Here is a 21,478-nt window from a genome sequence, read left to right on the forward strand (position 1 = left end):
ACGACAAGGCAAGCGACGATGCTCGACTATCAGAAGGCCCGCGACTGGCAATCCGGCGAGGTGCGCCACGACTACGCACCGAGGGACACCATGCTCTATGCGCTCGGCCTCGGCCTGGGCGCCGATCCGCTCGATGAGCGGCAGCTGCGCTTCGTCTACGAGAAGGAGCTCGCGGCGCTGCCGACCATGGCGGCGGTGCTGGCCTCGCCGGGCTTCTGGATGCGCGAGCGGCGCGAGATCGGTATCGACTTCATGAAGCTGGTGCACGGCGAACAGGCGCTGCGCCTGCATGCGCCGTTGCCGCCATCGGGCACGGTGCTCGGGCGAACGCGCGTCACGCGCGTGGTCGACAAGGGCGAGGGCAAGGGCGCGGTGCTGCATGTGGAGAAGGAACTGGCCGATGCCGAAGGCCGGGCGCTCGCCACCGTCGAGAGCGTGTATTTCCTGCGCGGCGACGGCGGCTTCTCCCAGGCCGATGGGCGCAGCGACGAAGCCGCCGCGCCGGCGCCGGCCACGCCCGAGGGCGCGCCGGAGCATGTGCTGGACCTGCCCACGCGGCCCGACCAGGCGCTGCTCTACCGGCTCTCGGGCGACCTCAACCCCTTGCATGCCGAACCGGCCTTCGCGGCCAGGGTGGGCTTCGCGAAACCGATCCTGCATGGCCTCGCGACCTGGGGCATCGCGGGCCGCGGCCTGCTCGAGGCGCATGCCGGCCTCGATCCGGCGCGGCTGGTGGCGATGCGCGCACGCCTGTCGGCGCCGGTCTATCCGGGCGAGACGATCCGCCTCGAGAGCTGGCGCAACGGCAACGAGGTGGCGTTTCGCGCGCGCGTGCTCGAGCGCGACCTGCTGGTGCTGACGCACGGCCGCGCCGAGCTGCGATGAAGGCCTGGCGCGTCGAGGCGATCGGCGATCCGGCCGGCCTGCGCCTCGCCGACGTGCCCACGCCGACACCGGCCGCCGACGAGTACCTCGTGAAGGTCGAGGCGGCGGGCCTCAACTTCCTCGACACCTTGCTGGTCGAGGGCCGCTACCAGGTACGGCCCGCGCTGCCGTTCACGCCCGGCATGGAGGTGGTCGGCACCGTGGTCGGCGGGCCCGAGGCGGGGCTGCGCGTGGCGGCCGCGACGCCATCGGGGCGCCTCGGCCATCGGCGTGCTGTGGGGCGAGGTGCGCAAGCGCGAGCCGGCCCTGGCGAGCCGGCTGGCGCAGGAGATCCGCGACTGGTGGCGCGAAGGGCGGCTGCGCCCGCTCGAGGCCACGGCTTTCGACTTCGCGCGGCTGCCCGAGGCGCTGGCCGCCCTGGCGCAGCGGCGCACCCGCGGCAAGGCGATCCTCACGATGTCCCCGATGTCGCCGACGGAACGTGCAGGATCGAGTTCGCTTGCGTAGAATCAATGGTTCTACCAAAGGAGACATGATGGACTTCAACCTGCCCGCCGACGCCGAGGAGATGCGCGTCGCCACGCGAGACGCCGTCGACGCGCTGCTCAAGCTCGAACCGCGCTACCACGAGACCGGGGAGGTGCCCGAGCAGGTCGAGAGCACCCTGCGCGAGATGGGCTTCTACGGCATGGCGATCCCCGAGGCCTACGGCGGCATGCCGGTGGACCACCTCACGAGCGTGGCGGTGCAGCTCGAGCTCGCGCGGCTGCCGCCGCAGTTCTGGCCCTTCGTGCGCTCGGCCATCGGGCCCGGCGTGCACATCATCGTGGACCACGGCAACGAGGCCCTCAAGAAGAAGTGGCTGCCCGAGATCGCCTCGGGCCGCTCGCGCAACTGCATCGCGATCACCGAGCCGCACGCGGGCTCCGACGCGGCGCGGATGCTGACCTCCGCCAGGCGCGAGGGCGACCACTACGTGCTCAACGGCACGAAGACCTTCATCTCGAACGCCAACCACGCGCACTCGATCACCGTGCTGGCCTCGACCGACCGCGCGGCCGGCAAGCACGGCATCTCGGCCTTCCTGCTCGACACCACCACGCCGGGCTTCGAGGTCGCGCGCACCATGCCGACCATGGGCTGGATGGACGACAGCCTCTGCGAGATCACCTTCACCGACTGCCGCATCCCGGTGGAGAACCTGCTGGGCGAGGAGGGCCGCGGCCTCTCGTACGCGATGTCGGGGCTCAACGAGGGCCGCCTCAACGTGGGCTGCCAGGCACTCGGCCCGGCGCAGATCGCGCTCGACGAGACCATCGAGCATGCGCGCACGCGGGTCACCTTCGGGCAGGCGCTGGCCGAGCATCAGGCGATCCAGCACATGATCGCCGACATGGCGATGGACCTGCATGCCGCGCGCATGGTGCTGTTCGAGGCCGTGTGGCGCGCCACGCGCGGCGAGGATGCGCGCATGAAGGCCTCGATGGTGAAAGTGATCTGCACCGAGGCGGCCTGCCGCATCGCCGACAAGGCGCTGCAGATCTTCGGCGGCTCGGGCTACTGCCGCGGCACCATCGTCGAGCGCGTGTACCGCGACCTGCGGGTGCTGCGCATCTACGAGGGCGCCTCGGAGATCCACCGCAACATGATCGCGCGGCAGTTGCTGGCTTGAAGCAAGGCCGGCGCGGGCGCGATGCCCGCGCCCGGCTTCACCGCATGAGTTCGCGCGCGATCACCACGCGCTGGATCTGGTTGGTGCCCTCGAAGATCTGGTTGAGCTTGGCGTCGCGCATCATCTTCTCGACCGGATAGTCCTTCACGTAGCCGTAGCCGCCGAAGACCTGCACCGCGTCGGTCGTGACCTTCATCGCGACGTCGCTCGCGAAGCACTTGGCCATGCTCGCGAACTTGGGCAGCGCGGCCCAGTCGCCGGTGTCGGCCAGGCGCGCGGTCTCGTAGACCAGGCAGCGCGCGGCCTCGATCTGCATCGCCATGTCGGCCAGCATGAACTGGATGCCCTGGAACTCGATGATGGCGCGCTTGAACTGGCGCCGCTGCTTGGCGTAGGCCAGCGCCGCGTCGAGCGCGCCCTGCGCCAGCCCGACCGAGGCCGCGGCGATGGCGGGGCGGTTGAGGTCGAGCGCGCGCATCGCCGAGCGGAAGCCCTTGCCTTCCTCGCCGAGGCGGTTCTCGGCCGGCACGCGCACGTTGTCGAGGTAGATCGGCACGTTGATCGTGCCCTTCATGCCCATCTTGCGCTCGTTGCGCCCGAAGCTCAGGCCCTTGCTGTTCTTCACGTCGACGATGAAGGGACTGATGTCGTCGGCGCCACCGCCTTCGCCGGTCTTGGCGAAGACCAGGATGTAGTCGGCGCGGCTGCCGAAGGTGCACCACTGCTTCTGGCCGTTGAGCACGTAGCTGTCGCCGTCGGCCACCGCGCGCGTGCGCATGCCGCCCACGTCGCTGCCGCAGTCGGGCTCCGACAGCGCGATCGCCGTCACCGTGCGGCCCTCGGCCAGCAGGGGCAGGAAGCGTTGCTTCTGTTCCTCGGTGCCGAAATGCATCAGCGGCAGCGCGAACATGGTGTTCATGCCGGCCATCAGCGCGCACGACTCCGACACGCGCGAGATCTCCTCGCGCGCGATGCACACCATCGTGAGGTTGGCGCCGGGGCCGCCATAGGCCTCGGGCACCCACAGCTGCAGCAGCCCCATGTCGCCGTAGATCGGGATCAGCTCCTCGGGAAAGCGGTCGTTCTCGTCGATCTCGGCGGCGATGGGCGCCACGTGGCGTTCGACCATGCGGCGCACGCTGTCGCGAAAGGCGATCTGTTCTTCGGTGAAGTTCATGGCGGGGTTTCCTTGGTGATCCAGCGGGGGTTGTTGATGGCCAGCGCCTCGGCCAGCGCGGCGCGCAGGTGCGCCGCGACGCCGGGCGCGTCGGGGTCGAGCCGGCCGTCGCGCAGCGCATCGGCCAGCGCGAGGGAAGGGGAGGTGGGAGTGGGCGCCTCCTGCAGCAGCGCGAGCAGGCGCTCGTGGGCCGCGGCATCGTGCGCGCCGCCGAGCCGCAATTCGCGCTCGACGATGCGCAGCACGTTGATCGCGATGCGGGTCTGGAAGCGGTGATAGCCCTCGAGCGAGGGCATCAGCTCGTCCTCGAGATAGCGCGCGGTCGCCGCGAGCAGGGTGGGGGCGGACGGTACGCTGTCGGACATGGCCGCGGCTCCTTTCTTCAACGATCGACGAGCTGGAAGAAGTCCCACAGCGGCTCTTCCATGCGCCGGCCCACGGCGCACAGCTCCAGGCTCGCGGACGTGCCGTCGTCGCGGGTGGCGAGGCCGCGGCGCACGCAGCCGATGGCCCACTTGAGGTTGGAGAAGGCTTCCCAGAAGCGCACGCGCGCGGGATCGACCGGCGCGCCGCCGGCGCGCTCGTAGGCCGCGTACAGGTCCTCGCGCGCACCGAAGCCGCCGACCTCGGGCGCGGCGCCGAAGCGCCAGGTCCGCATGCACAGCACGCCGAGGTCCTGCATCGGATCGCCGCGGCGCGCGATCTCCCAGTCGAGCACGCAGCGGATGCCCTCGGGCCCGACGATCAGGTTGCCGGTGCGGAAGTCCGCATGCACCAGCGCGTCGGCATCGTCCGCGGGCAGGTGGCGGCGTACCCATTGCAGCGCGAATTCGAGCGCGGGATGACGAAAGCCCGTGGCGTCGAGCAGGCTCGCGTACACCGCGAGTTCCTGCGCAGGCGAGAGCCGCTGCAAGAAGTCCAGTCCCGTGGTGGGCATGCGATGGATCGTCGCGAGAATCCGCCCGGCCTGCTCCGCCATCGCCGCGCGCGCACCGGCATGCGCGGGATCGGAGACCAGCTTGCGGCCCAGCGTCTCGCCTTCCACATGCTCGGTGACGTAGCCGCGGCCGAGGCCGTCGTGCAGGTCGAGGATCGCGCGCACCCTGGGCGCCGGCACGCCGTGGCTGCGCGCGGCGATCATCAGCCGCGCATCGTCGGCGGCATCGAGCTTGGGTGCCGACGATTCCTTTCTTTCGGGCGCGGCCGCCGGCGCCTGCTGCAGGATCAGCGCGACAGGGCCGTCGGCGGTCGCGAGCTCGAAGGACCAGGTGGTCTTGGTCGCGCCGCCCGTGAGGCGGCGCAGCGCCTCGACGCGGCCGTGCAGTCCCGCATGACGGCTCAGCGCGGCGGCGAGCCGTTGCGCCATCGCTTCCGTGGCGGGCGCCATCTCAGATCCTGCGGCCCGCGCCTTGCCAGAACGGATCGCGCAGGCGGCGCTTGAAGATCTTGCCGCTGTCCTCGCGCGGCAGCGCCGCATGGAAGTCGATGCGGCGCGGTACCTTGTACCTGGCCAGCCGCTCGGCGAGGAAGGCGCGGATCGCTTCCGCGTCGGGCGCGGCGCCGGGCATGCATTCGATGGCCGCGGCCAGCGACTCGCCCATCTCGTCGTCGGGAATGCCGAACACCGCGCAGTCGCGCACCGCGGGGCATTGCAGCAGCACGGCCTCGATCTCGGCCGGATAGATGTTCACGCCGGCCGAGATCACCATGTCGGCGCGGCGGTCGCACAGGTACAGGTGGTCGTCCTTGACGTAGCCCACGTCGCCGCAGCTGATCAGCCCGTCGCGCTCGACCTCGCGGCGCTTCTCGGGATGGTTGTGGTACGTGAAGTCGGCATAGGCCGGCACGCGCACGAAGATCTCGCCGACCTCTCCCGGTGCGACCGGGCGGCCGTCCTCGCCGTAGAGCGCCATGCGCGCGCCGGGCGTCAGCCGGCCCACGCTGCCGGGAAACTCCAGCCAGTCCTGCGGCGTGCTCAGCGTGGCGGTGCCGACCTCGGTGCCGCCATAGGTCTCGTACACCACCGGTCCCCACCAGTCCATGAGCGCGCGCTTGGTATCGGGTGCACAGGGCGCGCCGGTGTGGGTGACCCAGCGCAGCGAGCCCAGGTCGTAGCGGCGGCGCACCGCCTCGGGCAGCTTGAGCATGCGCACGAACATCGTGGGCACCGCCACCATGTGGCTGATGCGGTGGCGCTCGATCGCTGCGAGCACGGCCTCGGGATCGAACTTCGTCTGCATCGCCAGCACCTCGCAGGCGGGCAGCGCCTGGCGTGCGTAGGCATTGGGCGAGGAGTGGTACAGCGGCCCCGCGATCAGCGCGCGCACCCCGGGCTGCAGGCCGTACACGCTGCGCAGCAGCTCGACATAGGCGCGCGCCTGCTCGGGCGTGGCGGCCTCGCGCCGCACGCCCTTGGCGCGGCCGGTGGTGCCCGAGGTGTAGATCATGGTGGCGCGGCTGCGCATCGGCGGACCGTCCCAGGGCGCGAAGCCCGCGAGCCAGGCGTTCCATTCGAGCGCATCGGCCGGCACCGAGGTGGCTTCGCCGGTCAGCGAGAAGGCGCGCGCCGCCTCGGGCGGCGTCGGCACGGTCACGATGAGGGTGTCGGCGGGAATGCGGTGCCGCACCGGTGCGAGCAGGTCGGCATGACCCACGAGCACGCGCGGGCGCACGTCCTCGACGATGTAGAGCACCTCCTCGGGCTTGCCGTGCCAGTTGATCGGCACGGCGTAGGCGCCGAGCGCGGCCGCGGCCTGCTGCGCCTCGAGGAAGGCGAAGTCGTTGCGCAGCAGCAGCGCCACCGCGTCGCCCTCGCGCACGCCGAGCGCATCGAGGCCGCGCGCGGCCTGCAGGGCGCGGCGGGTCAGCAGGTCGCGCTCCATGGCGCGTCCGTCGAGGATCACCTGGCTCATGTCGTCGTGTCTCCGGTGGGGGCGAACGGCGGCTCGGTCCACCAGGGGTAGGGCGCGGGCATGCCGGTGCTGACGGCATCCGGAAAGCGCGCGGGCCGCTTCTCGCGGAACGAGGCCACGCCCTCGGCGGCGTCGGCCGAAGCACCGCGCGAGCGCAGCGCGGTGCTTTCGAGGCGATGGGCCTCCATCGGATGCGACGCGCCGAGCATGCGCCACATCAGTTGCCGCGTGAGTGCCACCGACACCGGTGCTGCATGCGTGGCGATCTCCGCGGCCAGCGATTGCGCGCGTGCCAGCAGCTCGCCGGGTTCGCACAGCTCGCTCACGAGGCCGCCCGCGCGGGCTTCCTCGGCATCGAAGACATGGCCACCCATGCTCCATTCCAGCGCCTTCGAGATGCCGGCCACGCGCGGCAGGAACCAGCTCGCGCAGGCATCGGGCACGATGCCGCGGCGCGCGAAGACGAAGCCGAAGTGCGCGTCGCGCGAGGCGATGCGGATGTCCATCGGCAAGAGCATCGAGGCGCCGATGCCGACCGCCGCGCCGTTCACGGCGGCGATCAGCGGCTTGGTGCTCGCGAACAGGCGCAGCGCGAGCACGCCGCCGCCGTCGCGTCCCGGTTCCTCGCCGGATTCGGCGTCGCGCGCGGCCGCGGCCGGATCGAAAGCCTGCGCGCCTTCCGAGAGGTCGAAGCCGGCGCAGAAGGCACGGCCCGCGCCGGTGATCACGATGGCGCGCACCGCGTCCTGCGCATCCGCGAGGTCGAGCGCGCGACACAGCTCGCGGCGCATCGCACGCGTCATCGCGTTCATGCGCTCGGGGCGGTGCAGCGTCAGCGTGAGCACCGGGCCCGACAGGTCCCAGCGCAGGGTCTCGAAAGTGGAACTGCTCATGCCATCGCCGCCAGCCGTGCCGACTGCGCGTCGACATCGCCGAAGAGCTGGTCGAGCAGCGCGAGGCGGCGCAGGCAATGGCCCACCGCATATTCCTCGGTCATGCCGATGCCGCCATGGAGCTGGATCGCCGCGTGGCACAGGCCGCGGCCGTGGCGGCCGATGATGAGCTTGGCGCGCGCGAGGTCGGCGCGCGCGCCGGGTGCGTCGAGGTCGTCGGCGGCGACCGCCGCCACCAGCGCCATGCTGCGGCACATCTCGAGGCTCACGAGCATTTCCGCGGCACGGTGGCGCAGCGCCTGGTTCTCGCCGATCAGGCGGCCGAACTGGCGGCGCGTCTTCAGGTAGTCGATGGCCAGCCGGTAGGCCGACTCCATGAGGCCGACCGCATCGGCGCAGACCGCTGCGGTGCCGGCCGCCAGCGTTCCCTCGAGCGCGCGCAGCGCGGTGGCGGCATCGCGCGGATCGTGCAGCGGCAGCGCGGTGGCGGATTCGAAGCGCAGTTCACCGGCCGGCGTGTCGTCGACCAGGCGATGGGCGCGGCACTGCACGCCCGGGTCCTGGGCATCGACCAGGAACAGGGCGAGGCCCTGCGCATCGTCGGGCGCGCCCGCCACGCGCGCGCTGACCACGACATGGTGGGCGGCCGTCGCATGCAGCACGTTGCATTTCGCGCCGTCGAGCCGCCAGCGTTCGCCATCGCGGCGCGCGACGGTCTCGATCCACAGCGGGGCCTGGTGCCCGGCCGCTTCGTCGTGGGCCCAGGCCAGGCGGACTTCGCCGCTGGCCACGCCGGGCAGCAGCCGCGCCTGCAGGGCGTCGTCGCCCGCGAGCCGCAGCGCGGTGGCGCCGAGCACGATCGAGGCGAGAAAGGGCTCGAGCGACAGCGCGCGGCCGAGCTCCTGCATCACCGGCAGCAGGTCGACGGCGCCGCCGCCGAAGCCGCCGTGGGCCTGCGGCAAGGGCAGGGCGGTCAGGCCCAGCTCGGCCAGTTGTCTCCACACCGCTTCGCTCCAGCCCGCGGGCGTGGCGGCGATCGCGCGGCGCTGCTCGAAGCCGTAGACATCGCCGAGCAGGCGCGAGAGGCTGGCCTGCAGCGCCTGCTGCTCTTCATTCAGTTCGAAGTTCATGCGGGCCTATCCCAGGATCGTCTTGGAAAGAATGTCCTTCTGGACCTCGCTCGTACCACCGTAGATGCTGGCCGCGCGGCTGTAGAAGTAGCGCATCGCGAGCGGCCCGGCCCAGTGCTCGGCGCCGGGCCCGTCGTGCGCGCGGCGCTCCATTGCCGCGGGACCGGCGATGCGCTGCAGCAGCTGCGCGATCTCCTGCTGCAGCTCGGTGCCCTTGAGCTTGAGCACGGAGGCGAAGCCCGGGTTCTTCCGCGCGGTGTCGTTCGACAGCAGGAAGCGCCAGTTCGTGACTTCGAGCGCGCGGATCTCGGCGTCGAGCACGGCCATCTCGGCGCGCAGCCGCGGGCTGTCGAGCAGCGGCCGGCCGGCCTGCGTGAGGCGGCCGGCCAGCTCGCGCGCATAGTCCAGCCGCTCGCGGCACAGGCCCACGTTGGCGATGCCGGTGCGCTCGTTCATCAGCAGGTACTTGGCGCAGTCCCAGCCGCGGCCTTCCTCGCCCACGAGGTTGCCGACCGGCACGCGCACCGCGTCGAAGAAGACCTCGTTGAGATGGTGCTGGCCGTCGATCGAGGTGATCGGGCGGATCGTGATGCCGGGGCTGCGCAGGTCGATCAGCAGGAAGGAGATGCCGTGCTGCTTGCTGCCCGTGCCGTCGGTGCGCACCAGCGCGAACACCCAGTCGGCCAGGTGCGCGGTGGTGGTCCAGATCTTCTGGCCGTCGACGACGTAGTGTTCGTCCTCGCCTTCGCCTTCCCGCCTGGCCGAAGTGCGCAGCGAGGCCAGGTCGGAGCCCGAGCCCGGTTCGGAGAAGCCCTGGCAGAACCAGAGGTCGAGGTTCGCGAGCCGGGGCATGAAGAAGCGCTTCTGCGCCTCGGTGCCGAACTTCAGCAGCACCGGCCCGAGCATGCCCACGTTGAACACCTGCGGCAGCGGCGCGGGCGCGCGGAACAGCTCGTCGAGCAGGATCAGCCGCTCGGCCTGGCCGAGCTCGGCGCCGCCGTATTCACGCGGCCAGTGCGGTGCCGCCCAGCCTTTCTCGTTGAGGATGCGCTGCCAGGTGACCGTGTCCTGCTTGCGCGGCGGATGGCCCAGGCGCAGGCGTTCGCGGATCTCGGCGGGCAGCCGGTCCTGGATGAACTGGCGGACCTCGCGGCGGAAGGCGGCTTGGTCGGGGGGCGTGGCTAGATCCATCGGGCGAAGCAGCGGTGGCTGAGAGTGGGCTCGGGCCATCATATGCCGGACTTCTAATTGGATCAACCATTGCTTCCCTGAGGCCGAAGCCGGGTTTCGCCGGAACCTGGATGCCTCGGCGGCCCGGGCCGGATCAGCGCTGCCGGGCAGGCGCGCAGGACCGGCCGATGACCAGGTCCCAGTCGACCATCAGCTTGCGCGGATGGGCCGGCGCTTCGTCGGCGACCCGGTCCATCATGAGCTTCACCGCCAGCTGGGCGCTGCGCTCGAAGTTGTAGCGCAGCATCGTCAGCGGCGGGTACATGAGCTCGAGGGTCGAGGCCTCGCCGATGCCGATGACCGACAGGTCGCGCGGAATCTCGAGGCCGGCCTCGTGCGCCACATGGACCGCGCCCGACAGCATGCGGGTGCCCAGCGCGATGATCGCCGTGGGCGGCGCGTCCAGTGCCAGCATCTCGGACATGCGCGTGCTCGACGACTCGATCCAGGAGTTGGGCATGAACACCAGCCGCTCGTCGAACGCGATGCCGGCGGCGGCCAGCGAGGCCTTGTAGCCCGCCAGCTTCTCCCGCCCGGGGCGCAGGCTCGCGCTCGACACGAACAGGGCGATGCGCCGGTGGCCCAGCGACAGCAGGTAGTCGACCGCGCGGCGCATGCCGCGCAGGTGGTCGATGAGCACGCTGTCGAAGGCCGCGCCCATGTCGCGGTCGCAGATGACGACGGGCAGCTTGGACTGCGCGAAGGGGCAGTCCTCGGGGTCGGGGTACTCGAAGGTCGGCGACGCGATGATCCCCTCGAGCCGGCGGTTCTCGAAGAAGGCGACGAGTTCGCGGTCGCGCGTCTGGCGCTCGGAACTGCCGACCAAGAGCGAGTAGCCCGCGGCCTGCGTCAGCCGCTCGACCTCGCTCAGGTGCGCGGCCAGCGAGGGGTTCGCGATGTTGGGCAGCAGGTAGCCGATGGTCTTGCTGCGTCCGGTGCGCAGATGGCGCGCCGTGAAGTCCGGCTCGTAGCCCAGCTTCGCGACCGCTTCCAGCACGCGCCGCCGCAGCTCGGGACTGGCGTAGCCGCTGTCGTTGAGCACGCGCGACACGCTGCCGATCGCCACGCCGGCCGCATGGGCCACATCTCGCACCGAGATCCGTTGTCTCATCGTTTACCAGTATAGAAACGTTCCACACCATTTGCGGAATCGGGTGCCTATCGTAGAGTGAAACGCATATGAAATCGTTTCTAGAAAACCCCCAATGCAGCTGATCGACTCCTTCGACCGCGGCTTGAGCCTCGGCCCCGACGCGCCCTGCCTCGTCGAACCCGGCGGACGCACCCTGAGCTATGGCGAAGTCGATGCGCTGACGCACCGCATCGCCAACGGCCTGCAGGCCGCGGGCATGGATGCGCAATCGCAGGTCGGCCTGCTGACCCAGAACCACCTGCTGACCATGGTCGCCGTGCTCGGCACGGTGCGCTCCAGCGCCGTGTGGCTGCCGGTCAACGCGCGCAACTCGGCCGAGGAGAACGTCAACATCCTCGCGCGCGGCGGCTGCCGCTTCCTGTTCATCCACAGCAGCTTCGAGGCGCAGCTGCCGATGCTGCGCGAGGCGATCCCGGAACTGCGCGGCGTGGTCTGCATCGACCGCGAACTCGACGGCGTGCCCAGCCTGGAAAGCTGGGCGGCGCGCCAGTCCGATGCGCGCCACCGCAGCCCCGCACGGTCCGACGACGTGGTCGCCATCCGCGGGACCGGCGGCACCACGGGACTGCCCAAGGGCGTGCTGGTCACGCACCGCGTCTACGGCGCCATGATGGCCAACTGGTTCGCGGCCATGCCGGTGGTGGGGCGCCCGGTGCACCTGGCCGTGGCCCCGATGACGCATGCGGCCGGTGCCGTCTGCTTCATGACCATGGCCTACGGCGGCTCGACCGTCGTGCTGGCGTCGGCCGATGCCGGCGCCATCCTCGAGGCCCTCGCGGCCTACCGGGTCACGCAGCTCTTCCTGCCGCCGACGGTGATCTACAAGCTGCTGGCGCACCCGGACCTGCGCCGGCACGACTACAGCGCGCTGCGCTATTTCGTCTACTCGGCGGCCCCGATGTCGGTCGACAAGCTGCGCCAGGCGCTCGATGTGTTCGGGCCGGTCATGGTGCAGTGCTACGGGCAGGCCGAGGCCCCGTTCATCTGCACCTGCCTCACGCCACAGGATCACGCCGACATCCTGGCCGACCCCGCGCTGCATGGACGGCTGGCGAGTTGCGGCCGCGCCTCGCCGTTCGTGCGCGTGGCGGTCATGGATCCGCAGGGCGGGCTGCTGCCGGCCGGCGAGCGCGGCGAACTCGTGGTGCAGGGCGACATCGTGATGAAGGGCTACTACAACGACGCCGAGAAGACGGCCGAGACGCTGAAGCACGGCTGGCTGCACACCGGCGACGTCGGCTACATGGACGAGGCGGGCTACTTCTACATCGTCGACCGCCTCAAGGACCTGATCGTCTCCGGCGGTTTCAACATCTCGCCCGGCGAGATCGAGCAAGTGCTGTGGACCCTGCCCGCGGTGAGCGACTGCGCGGTCATCGGCGTGCCCGACGCGGTCTGGGGCGAGGCCATCAAGGCCGTGGTCGAGCTCAAGCCCGGGCAGAGCCTGGACTCCGACGCGGCGCTCGCTTTGTGCCGCGAGCGGCTGGGCGGCATGAAGACACCGAAGACCATCGAGGTCTGGGAGCAGTTGCCGCGCAGCGCCGTCGGGAAGGTGCTCAAGCGCGAGATTCGCGAACGTTTCTGGCAGGGGAGTGCGCGCCGTGTCTGAGCTCTCACACCAACGCGCGGGCAGCGGGATCAGCCGCCGCTCGTGGATCGTCGAAGGACTGTGCGCTTTGGCTGCCGTGGCCTCGGCCGGCCTGCCGCTGGCGGCCCGCGCCCAGGCGACGGCATGGCCCGAGCGCGCGATCACGCTCATCCAGCCCTATGCGCCGGGCACCGCGACGGATGCCTCCTCGCGCTTCATCGCGCAGAAGATCGGCGAGCGCTGGAAGGTGCCGCTCGTCATGGACCACCGGTCCGGGGCCAACGGGCTGATCGGCACCGAGCTGGCCGCGCGCTCGGCGCCCGATGGCTACACGCTGATGATCACCTCGACGGGCTACTTCACCAACGAGGCGCTGATGCAGCGCATCAGCTACGACCCGCTGAAGTCCTTCGTGCCGATCGCCAAGGTCGGCGCGGTGCAACTGCTGCTGGTGGTGCCGGCCGAGTCGCGCTTCCGGAGCGTGCAGGATCTCGTCGCCCATGCCAGGGCGCATCCCGGCAAGCTCAGCTACGCATCCGGCGGCAATGGAAGCTCGCAGCACCTCTCGGCCGCGCTGCTCGCCACGCTCGCCGGCATCCAGCTGCTGCACGTGCCCTACAAGGGCCAGGTGCCCGCCGCCGTGGGCACCTCCACCGGCGAGGTCGATTTCTCCTTTGCCGCGATCACGACGGCGCGTCCGCTGATCGCGGCCGGCAAGCTGCGCGTGCTCGCGGCCAGCGGTGCGAGCCGCTCGGCCTCCTACCCCGACCTGCCGACGATGGCGGAAGCCGGCGTCCCGGGCTACGCCTACGTCGCCAACGCCTTCTTCTTCGCGCCGGCGGGCACGCCCGAGGCCATCGTGCGCAAGATGTCCGACGCGATCGGCGAGGTGGCCAGCGAGCCCGCGTTCAGGGAGTACGCCAAGTCGATCGGCATGGAGCCCGACTTCGTCGGCCATGCGGATTGGCGCAAGACCATCGCGTCGGAGCGCGAGCAATGGCTCAAGCTCGTGCGCGACAGCGGCGCGAAGGCGGAGTAGCGATGCCGGTGCAACGACCCTATCCGGCCTGCATCGTCGGCGCCTACGAACATCCCACGCGCCACGCGCCCGACAAGTCGGTGGCGCAACTGCATGCCGAGTGCGCACGCGGCGCGCTCGACGACGCCGGCCTGGGCTTCGCCGATGTCGACGGCTACTTCTGCGCCGCCGACGCACCCGCCGGCGTTCCCGCGCTGATGGCCGACTACATGAACCTCAAGGTGCGGCACGTCGACGGCACCGAGTCGGGTGGCTGTTCGTACATCAGCCACGTGGGCCGTGCCGCGCAGGCGATCGCCCAGGGGCGCTGCTCGGTCGCGCTCGTCACGCTGGCCGGCAAGCCGCGCAGTGGTGGCCAGGCGACGGGCACCGAGTTGCGCGTGCTGCCCGCGGACCGGCCCTGGTCGGCCTGGGAGAGCCCCTACGGCTGGACCGTGAGCGGCATCTACGCCAACTTCGCCTGCCGCCACATGCACGAGCACGGCACCACCAGCGAGCAACTGGCCTGGGTCAAGGTGGCGGCGTCGATGCATGCGCAGCACAACCCGCATGCGCTGCTGCGCAAGGTCTTCACCGTCGAGGACGTGCTGAACTCGCCGATGGTGGCCGATCCCCTGCATCGGCTCGACTGCTGCGTGATCACCGACGGCGGCGGCGCGCTGGTGGTGACGCGTCCCGAGATCGCGCGAACCCTGCGCCGCCCGATGGTGGCGGTGCGAGGCTTCGGCGAGACGGTGCGCACCGGCGAGGCCGGCGACTTCGACATGCTGCGCACCGGCGCGGCGATCTCCGGGCGCGACGCCTTCGAATCGGCGGGCCTCACGCCGAGCGACGTGAAATACGCGTCCATCTACGACAACTTCACCATCATGGTGATCCTGCAGCTGGAAGACCTGGGCTTCTGCGCCCGCGGCGAGGGCGGCCGCTTCGTCGCGGATGGCGGCCTGGTCTCGGGCGTCGGGCGCCTGCCATGGAACACCGATGGCGGTGGCCTGTGCAACAACCATCCGCAGAACCGGGGCGGCATGACCAAGGTGATCGAGGCCGTGCGGCAGTTGCGCGGCGAGGCGCATGCGGCCGTGCAGGTGCCGAACTGCGACATCGCGATGGCCACCGGTCCCGGCATGGTGTTCGGCATCGGCCATTCGCACGCCACCCTTTTGATGGAGCGCACCTCATGACGAAGCCCGACGTCGAGCAGGCGGCGGCCGGTGCGCTCGAGCGCACGCTGCGGGACCCCTACGTCCAGGCCTTTCCCGAGACCCAGGCCTTCTGGCGTGCCAGTGCCGCGGGGCAACTGCTGCTTCCGCGCTGCCGCGCGTGTTCGCGATGGCACTGGCATCCGCGCGCGTTCTGCCCGTTCTGCCATGCCGATGCGCTCGACTGGATCGAGGCATCGGGCCTGGGCGAGGTCTACAGCTTCTCGATCGTCAGGCGTACCGGCGCGCCCTATGTGCTGGCCTATGTGCGCCTCGAGGAGGGCCCGATCCTGATGACCAACATCGTCGACACCGACCTCGGCGACGTGCGTGTCGGCATGCCTGTCGCGGTGCGTTTTCGCGCGACCGAGCAAGGCCGCATGGCACCGGTGTTCAGCGCCCGGCCCTGAGCCGCTAGTGGTTTTCCCACATAGAAACGTTCCACGGGATTGCAGCGATGTTCTCGCTGCTTCCCAATAGAACGGCAGAGAAAAACGTTTTCAGATTCACCATGCCCAACACCCCCAACGACCCCTCGCGTCCCGCCATCCTGTCGCGCGACACGCGCCTGCTGATCGGCGGCGAATGGACCCCCGCGCGTTCCGGCCAGACCTTCGAGTCGATCGATCCTTCGACCGGCCAGGTCATCGCGCGGCTGGCCCAAGGCGGCGAAGCCGACATCGACGATGCCGTGGCGGCGGCGCGCCAGGCCTTCGAAGGCCCGTGGCGCGGCACCAAGCCGGTGGAGCGCCAGCGCCTGCTGCTGGCCATCGCCGACCTCATCGACCGGCACAGGGAAGAGCTGGCCTACCTGCAGTCGCTGGAATTCGGCGGCCCGATCAGCGTGGTGCGCGCGGGCATGGGCCGCCCCACCGGCCTGCTGCGCTTCTATGCGGGCATGGCGACGGCGATCCATGGCGAGACCATCGAGAACTCGCTGCCCGGCCACTTCCTGAGCTATGCGCTGAAGGAGCCGATCGGCGTGGTGGGTGCCATCACGCCGTGGAACGGTCCGCTGAGCGTGTGCATCACGAAGATCGCGCCGGCGATCGCGGCGGGTTGCACGGTGGTGCTCAAGCCGTCGGAAGAGGCATCGCTCGCCGCCGTGAGGCTGGGGGAACTCGCTGTGGAGGCGGGGGTGCCGCCCGGCGTGCTCAACATCGTCACCGGCGCGGGCGATGCCGGCGCGGCGCTCGCGGCGCATCCCGGTGTCGACAAGCTCGGCTTCACCGGCTCCACCGTCACGGGGCAGGCGATCATCCGCGCCTCGGCGGGCAACGTGAAGCGGCTCTCGCTCGAGCTCGGCGGCAAGTCGCCTGACATCGTCTTCGCCGATGCCGACCTCGACGCCGCGGCGCGCGGCGCCGCGATGGCGGTGTTCGCGAACTCGGGCCAGATCTGCTGCGCGGGGTCGCGCCTGCTGGTCGAGCGTTCGATCCACGACGAATTCGTCGAGCGCGTGGCCGCGGTCGGCCGCTCGCTCAAGATCGGCCACAGCCTGGACCCGGCCACCCAGATCGGTCCGCTGGTCTCGCGCAAGCAGCTCGATCGCGTCTGCGGCTACCTCGACGCCGGCCCGCGCGAGGGCGCGCAGCTCGTCTCGGGCGGCAACCGGTGCGACGACGATGCATTGCGCGACGGCTTCTTCGTGCCGCCGACGGTGTTCGCGGGCGTGCGCAACGACATGCGCATCGCACGCGAGGAGATCTTCGGCCCCGTGATCTCCGCAATTCCCTTCGACGACGCGGACCAGGCCCTGGCGATCGCCAACGACACGCCCTTCGGTCTCGGCGCGGGCGTGTGGACGCGCGATGTGAAGAAGGCGCATCGCGTCAGCGGCGCGCTGCGTTCGGGCACCGTCTGGATCAACTGCTACCTGCAGATGGACCCGTCGATCCCCTTCGGCGGCTATCGCATGAGCGGCTATGGGCGCGAGTTCGGCACGCGCCACATCGACGAGTTCATGCAGCTCAAGTCGGTGGTGCTCGACATGGGCTGAGCGCTTCGCCCCATCCGCATCCTCGAAAGAAACCTCAACGGAGACAACACCATGAAGATCGACAACCCCCTCGCCGGGCACACGAAGCGCCGCCGCCTGCTCGCCGCCACGGCGCTGATGCTGGTGTCGAGCGCGCTGCCCGCGCTCGCGGACACCTACCCTTCCAAGCCGATCCGCATGATCGTGCCCTACCTGGCCGGCGGCGTCACCGACGTGATGGCGCGCCAGTTCGCCACCGTCATGAGCGACAAGCTGGGCCAGCAGATCGTGGTCGACAACAAGCCCGGCGCGAACACGCTCATCGCGACGCAGGCCGCCGCCACCGCGCCGCCCGATGGCTACACCATCTTCTTCATGGACCTGTCGCTGCTCTCGTACAACGCCTACCTCTACAAGCAGCAGCCCTACGAACTCACGCGCGACTTCGTGCCGGTGACCTCGGTCGCGGAGATTCCGCTGGGCCTGGCCGTCAACAACTTCGTGCCCGCGAACAACGTCAAGGAATTCATCGCCTACGCCAAGGCCAACCCGGGCAAGATGAACTACTCCAGCACCGCGTCGGGCGGCCTGCCGCACCTTGCCATGGAGAACCTGAAATCGGTGGCCGGCATCGAAATGACGCACGTGCCGTACAAGGGCGCCGCGGCGGCCATCACCGACATGATCGGTGGGCAGGTGCAGGCCATGTTCAACGACGTGTCGACCTCGGTGCAGTACGTGAACGCGGGCCGCATGAAGGTGCTGGCCATCTCGGGCGACAAGCGCATGCCCCGAATGCCCGACGTGCCGACCTTCGCCGAACTCGGCATGCCCAAGCTCAGCACGGCCGCGTTCATGGGCATCGTGGCACCGGCCAGGACGCCGCCGGCGGCCATCGCCAGGCTCGACGCCGCGATCCGCGAGGCCTCGAAGAGCCCGGCCGTGGTGGAGTACCTGCAGACCAACAACCTGGTGCCGCGCGTCACCTCGGGCGCGGAGCTCGGCGGCATCATGGCCACCGAGCAGAAGAAGTGGCGCGAGCTCGTGACCAGGCTCGACCTGAAGGTCGACTGATCCCATGGACAGTTTCGACTACGTGATCGTCGGTGGCGGCACGGCGGCCGGCGTGCTGGCCTGGCGGCTCGGCGAGGCCGGCCACAGCGTCTGCGTGCTCGAGGCCGGGCCGTCCGACGACAGCGCCTGGACGCGCATCCCCGCCGGCTTCACGCGCCTGCTGCGCGATCCGCGCTACAGCTGGCAGCTCGAGTGCGAGCCCTCGGCGGGCACGGCGGGGCGCCGCACCGCCTTGGTCCAGGGCCGCACCCTCGGCGGCTCGAGCGCGGTCAACGGCGCGGTCTACAGCCGTGGCCAGGCGCAGGACTTCGACGGCTGGGAGCAGCTGGGCAACACCGGCTGGGGCTACCGCGACGTGCTGCCGTACTTCCGGCGCAGCGAAGGCTTCGTCGGGCCGGCGAGCGACGAATACCACGGGCGCGACGGTCCCATGCGCGTGCAGGAAACTCCCTGGCGCGACGCGCTGTGCGAGACCTTCCTGCAGGCGGCGCAGCGGGCCGGCATTCCGCGCACCGCCGACTACAACGGCGCCTCGCAGGCCGGCATCGGCTACACGCAGAGCGTGATCCACGAGGGCCGGCGCTGGAGCACGGCCCATGCCTTCCTGCATCCGGCCGAACGTCGCTTCGGCACGCGGGTCGTCACCGGTGCGCGCGTGAGCCGCATCCTGACCGAGCAGCGCCGCGCGACCGGCGTGGAGTTCCATCGCGACGGCGCGATGCAGCCCGAACGCATCGCCGCGCGGCGCGAGGTCATCGTGAGCGCCGGTGCCATCCACAGCCCGCAGCTGCTGCAGCTGTCCGGCATCGGGCCGGCGGGCCTGCTGCAGGCGCACGGCATCGAGGTCGTGCAGGCGCTGGCAGGGGTCGGCGAGAACCTGCGCGATCACTACTGCCCGCGCTTCGTCGCCCGCACGAGCCCGGGCGCCGACAGCATCAACCGGCGCGTGCGCGGCCTGCGGCTCGCGCGCGAGGTCGCGGCCTGGGCCGTGCGGCGGCCCAGCATCCTCTCGATCAGCCCGATCCTGATCTATGGCTTCTGGAAGACGCGCGCGGAGCTGCCTTCGCCCGACTTCGCGCTGTCCTTCATCTCGGCCAGCTATTCGCTCGGCCGGCTCGGCGAGGTGGACGACGAGCCCGGCCTCACCTGCGGCGCGTGGCAGCTGCGCCCGCAGAGCCAGGGCCATGTGCGCATCCGTTCGGCCGACGGCCGCGACGCGCCGCTGATTCAGCCCAACTACCTGTCGCATGCCACCGACCAGCGCGTGGTGGTGGATGCGCTGCGCTGGGTGCGCCGCATCTTCGAGACCGAACCCATGCGCGGCACGGTGCGCGCCGAACTGCTGCCCGGCCCGTCCGTGCAGACCGACGACGAGTTCCTGGACTTCGTGCGCCGCTATGCCGTCACCGGCTACCACGTGATCGGCACCTGCAAGATGGGCCCCGCATCGGACGCGCTCGCCGTGGTCGATCCGCAGTTGCGGGTGCACGGCATGCAGGGCCTGCGCGTGATCGACGCGTCCGTGATGCCGACCATCACGTCCTCGAACACCTGCGCCGCGACCGTGATGCTGGCGGAGAAGGCCGCCGACATGGTGCTTGGCAGGAACGTCGAGGCGCGGCGGGAGGAGACGGTGCAGCGTTCCGCCGCCGTGCCGAAGGACCATGAGGAGCCGCTCCATGCGTAGCCGCCACGTCTTCGGCCACCTGCGCGGCATCTCGGCCCTGCTGCTGGCGGCCATCGCCGCCGGGCCGGCCGCGGCGCAGAACTGGCCCGACCATCCGATCCGGCTGATCATTCCGCTCGCGGCCGGCGGCGCCACCGACAAGGCGGCGCGCCTGCTGGCCCAGCGGCTGGGCACGGCGCTCGGGCAGCAGGTCGTCGCGGAGAACCTCACCGGCGCCTCGGGCGAGATCGCATTGAAGCGCGTCGCCACCGCGCCCGCGGACGGCTACACCCTCGGCGCGACGGCCAACAGCCTGCACACCGTGGCGCCGCACATGTCCAGGCTTCCCTACGATGCCGTCGACGACTTCACCTGGCTCGGGACCTATGCGTCCTTCGAGTACGTGCTGGTCACGCGCGCCGATGGGCCCGACAAGGACCTGGGTGCGCTGCTCGCGCGGGCCCGCAAGGCGCCCGATGCCGTCTCGTACGGCTCGTCGGGCGTCGGCACCGGCAACCACCTGGCGGGCGCGTTGCTCGGCGATCTCGCGAAGGTTCGGTTCAACGGCATCCCCTACCGCGGCGGCAGCCCGGCAATGATCGATGTGATCGCCGGGCGCACCGACTTCATGTTCGACGTCGTCGGCGGTGCCAAGGCGCTGATCGACGGCGCCAAGGTCAAGGCGCTGGCGACCAGCGGCAAGGCGCGCTCGTCGCGGCTCCCCGACGTGCCCACCGTCGCCGAGACCGTGCCCGGCTACGAGGCGACGGGCTGGTTCGGCCTGGTGGCGCCCGCGGGGCTGCCGGCCGACATCGCGAAGCGGCTCGAGACCGAGGTCGCGCGCATCGCGCAGGACCCCGACTACCGGCGCCAGCTCGAAACCCTGGGCTATCACGCCCAGGCCATCCCGGCCGCCGCGCTCAAGCGCGCGGTCGCGACCGAATCCGAAAAATGGCGCGCCGTCGTGCAGCAGCTGCCCTGCAGCAGCCGTGGTGCGTCCTGCGAAGGCACGAAGCCATGACAAGAAGACTCGAAGGCAAAGTGGCGCTGGTGCTCGGCGCCGGCTGCGTGGTCGACGACTGGGGCAACGGCAATGCCGCGGCCGTGGCGTTCGCGCGCGAGGGGGCGCGCGTCGTCTGCGTCGACATGAACGAGGCGGCGGCCGCGCGCACCGCGGGCCTGATCCACGCGGAGGGCGGCGAGGCGATCCATGCCGCGGCGGACGTCGCCGATGCGGCGCAGGTCAATGCCGTGGTCGACGAGGCCATGCGGCGCTACGGCCGCATCGACGTGCTGCACAACAACGCGGGCATCAACACTCGCGGCGGGGTGGTCGAGACGGCGGAGGAGGACTTCGATCGCGTGTTCGATGTCAACGTCAAGGGCGCCTACCTGAGCTGCAAGGCCGTCATCCCGATCATGAAGGCGCAGGGCGGCGGCTCGATCATCCATGTGTCGTCGATCGCGAGCATCACCTGGACCGGCCATCCCATCGTGTCCTACCAGGCCTCGAAGGCGGCCCTCAACCACCTGACGCGGATGATCGCCGTCCAGCACGGCCCCGACAACATCCGCTGCAACAGCATCCTGCCCGGGCTCATCGACTCGCCGCGCGTCCACGTGACGATGCTGTCCTTCTACGACGGCGACGTCGAGCGCATGCGCGAGGCCCGCTCGCGTTGCGTGCCGATGAAGCGCATGGGCGATGTCTGGGACGTGGCCAACGCCGCGGTCTTCCTGGCCTGCGACGAATCGAAGTACATCACGGGCGCGGCGTTGCCGATCGACGGTGGGGTGACCTGCACGATGGCGCACTGACGCGCGGCGGCTTTCGTTGAAACCGGGGAAGCTCGATAATCGAGGGTTTTCCCCGTCGGGGCGG

General features: G+C 70.5%; 20 protein-coding genes and 1 pseudogene. 13 read left to right on the plus strand and 8 right to left on the minus strand.

The window, feature by feature from the left end:
* Positions 1 to 18: 18 nt before the first annotated feature.
* The 4 genes and pseudogenes from INQ48_41340 to INQ48_41355 all read left to right on the plus strand — a co-directional run bounded on the left by INQ48_41340 (position 19) and on the right by INQ48_41355 (position 2,557).
* Positions 19 to 885: a MaoC family dehydratase N-terminal domain-containing protein gene (locus INQ48_41340; GenBank protein ID QRF61808.1), complete on the plus strand. Its 867-nt coding sequence runs from the start codon at positions 19 to 21 to the stop codon at positions 883 to 885.
* Positions 882 to 1,088, plus strand: a pseudogene (locus INQ48_41345) (alcohol dehydrogenase catalytic domain-containing protein). Before INQ48_41340 ends, INQ48_41345 begins: the two are co-directional and overlap by 4 nt.
* A 67-nt stretch (positions 1,089 to 1,155) precedes the next feature.
* Entirely contained in the window at positions 1,156 to 1,392 is a 237-nt protein-coding gene (locus tag INQ48_41350) for a zinc-binding dehydrogenase (protein ID QRF61809.1), read from the plus strand.
* Between the two features lie 28 nt (positions 1,393 to 1,420).
* Positions 1,421 to 2,557 carry an acyl-CoA dehydrogenase family protein gene (locus INQ48_41355; protein QRF61810.1) on the plus strand — a complete coding sequence of 379 codons (1,137 nt, stop codon included), beginning with the start codon at positions 1,421 to 1,423 and terminating at the stop codon, positions 2,555 to 2,557.
* A 37-nt stretch (positions 2,558 to 2,594) separates the two neighbouring features.
* Here the strand turns inward: INQ48_41355 and INQ48_41360 are convergent, their stop codons facing one another.
* From INQ48_41360 to INQ48_41395, 8 genes are all read right to left on the minus strand, one after another.
* Positions 2,595 to 3,734: an acyl-CoA dehydrogenase family protein gene (locus INQ48_41360; protein ID QRF61811.1), complete on the minus strand. Its 1,140-nt coding sequence runs from the start codon at positions 3,732 to 3,734 to the stop codon at positions 2,595 to 2,597.
* Positions 3,731 to 4,099: a hypothetical protein gene (locus INQ48_41365; GenBank protein QRF61812.1), complete on the minus strand. Its 369-nt coding sequence runs from the start codon at positions 4,097 to 4,099 to the stop codon at positions 3,731 to 3,733. The genes INQ48_41360 and INQ48_41365 overlap by 4 nt, the downstream gene beginning before the upstream one ends.
* Before the next feature lie 17 nt (positions 4,100 to 4,116).
* Complete coding sequence (locus INQ48_41370; GenBank protein QRF63193.1) at positions 4,117 to 5,100, minus strand: phosphotransferase family protein; 984 nt, start codon at positions 5,098 to 5,100, stop codon at positions 4,117 to 4,119.
* 22 nt (positions 5,101 to 5,122) lie between these two features.
* Positions 5,123 to 6,646: an AMP-binding protein gene (locus INQ48_41375; protein QRF61813.1), complete on the minus strand. Its 1,524-nt coding sequence runs from the start codon at positions 6,644 to 6,646 to the stop codon at positions 5,123 to 5,125.
* Positions 6,643 to 7,539 carry an enoyl-CoA hydratase/isomerase family protein gene (locus INQ48_41380; protein QRF61814.1) on the minus strand — a complete coding sequence of 299 codons (897 nt, stop codon included), beginning with the start codon at positions 7,537 to 7,539 and terminating at the stop codon, positions 6,643 to 6,645. Before INQ48_41380 ends, INQ48_41375 begins: the two co-directional genes overlap by 4 nt.
* Entirely contained in the window at positions 7,536 to 8,669 is a 1,134-nt protein-coding gene (locus INQ48_41385; GenBank protein ID QRF61815.1) for an acyl-CoA dehydrogenase family protein, read from the minus strand. Before INQ48_41385 ends, INQ48_41380 begins: the two co-directional genes overlap by 4 nt.
* Before the next feature lie 6 nt (positions 8,670 to 8,675).
* Positions 8,676 to 9,860 (minus strand): acyl-CoA dehydrogenase family protein, encoded by a 1,185-nt coding sequence (locus tag INQ48_41390; GenBank protein ID QRF61816.1) that lies wholly within the window; start codon positions 9,858 to 9,860, stop codon positions 8,676 to 8,678.
* 133 nt (positions 9,861 to 9,993) lie between these two features.
* Positions 9,994 to 11,010, minus strand: coding sequence for a LacI family DNA-binding transcriptional regulator (locus tag INQ48_41395; protein QRF61817.1), 1,017 nt, complete (start codon positions 11,008 to 11,010; stop codon positions 9,994 to 9,996).
* Between the two features lie 94 nt (positions 11,011 to 11,104).
* Here INQ48_41395 and INQ48_41400 point away from each other — a divergent pair, with 94 nt between their 5' ends.
* The 9 genes from INQ48_41400 to INQ48_41440 all read left to right on the plus strand — a co-directional run bounded on the left by INQ48_41400 (position 11,105) and on the right by INQ48_41440 (position 21,414).
* A complete protein-coding gene (locus tag INQ48_41400; protein QRF61818.1) occupies positions 11,105 to 12,661 on the plus strand; it encodes an AMP-binding protein in 1,557 nt (518 codons plus the stop codon).
* A gap of 28 nt (positions 12,662 to 12,689) precedes the next feature.
* A complete protein-coding gene (locus tag INQ48_41405) occupies positions 12,690 to 13,679 on the plus strand; it encodes a tripartite tricarboxylate transporter substrate binding protein (protein QRF63194.1) in 990 nt (329 codons plus the stop codon).
* Positions 13,680 to 13,681: 2 nt separating this feature from the next.
* On the plus strand, positions 13,682 to 14,860 hold the full coding sequence (locus INQ48_41410) for a thiolase domain-containing protein (GenBank protein ID QRF61819.1): 1,179 nt from the start codon (positions 13,682 to 13,684) through the stop codon (positions 14,858 to 14,860).
* Complete coding sequence (locus tag INQ48_41415) at positions 14,857 to 15,288, plus strand: Zn-ribbon domain-containing OB-fold protein (protein QRF61820.1); 432 nt, start codon at positions 14,857 to 14,859, stop codon at positions 15,286 to 15,288. The genes INQ48_41410 and INQ48_41415 overlap by 4 nt, the downstream gene beginning before the upstream one ends.
* Positions 15,289 to 15,389: 101 nt before the next feature.
* On the plus strand, positions 15,390 to 16,877 hold the full coding sequence (locus INQ48_41420; protein QRF61821.1) for an aldehyde dehydrogenase family protein: 1,488 nt from the start codon (positions 15,390 to 15,392) through the stop codon (positions 16,875 to 16,877).
* A gap of 51 nt (positions 16,878 to 16,928) precedes the next feature.
* On the plus strand, positions 16,929 to 17,930 hold the full coding sequence (locus INQ48_41425) for a tripartite tricarboxylate transporter substrate binding protein (protein QRF61822.1): 1,002 nt from the start codon (positions 16,929 to 16,931) through the stop codon (positions 17,928 to 17,930).
* 4 nt (positions 17,931 to 17,934) lie between these two features.
* Complete coding sequence (locus tag INQ48_41430) at positions 17,935 to 19,617, plus strand: GMC family oxidoreductase N-terminal domain-containing protein (GenBank protein QRF61823.1); 1,683 nt, start codon at positions 17,935 to 17,937, stop codon at positions 19,615 to 19,617.
* On the plus strand, positions 19,610 to 20,617 hold the full coding sequence (locus INQ48_41435) for a tripartite tricarboxylate transporter substrate binding protein (GenBank protein ID QRF61824.1): 1,008 nt from the start codon (positions 19,610 to 19,612) through the stop codon (positions 20,615 to 20,617). The genes INQ48_41430 and INQ48_41435 overlap by 8 nt, the downstream gene beginning before the upstream one ends.
* Complete coding sequence (locus INQ48_41440; protein QRF61825.1) at positions 20,614 to 21,414, plus strand: SDR family oxidoreductase; 801 nt, start codon at positions 20,614 to 20,616, stop codon at positions 21,412 to 21,414. Before INQ48_41435 ends, INQ48_41440 begins: the two co-directional genes overlap by 4 nt.
* The last annotated feature ends 64 nt before the right edge of the window (positions 21,415 to 21,478 follow it).

The sequence above is a fragment of the Variovorax paradoxus genome (assembly GCA_016806145.1).
GTDB lineage: Bacteria > Pseudomonadota > Gammaproteobacteria > Burkholderiales > Burkholderiaceae_C > Variovorax.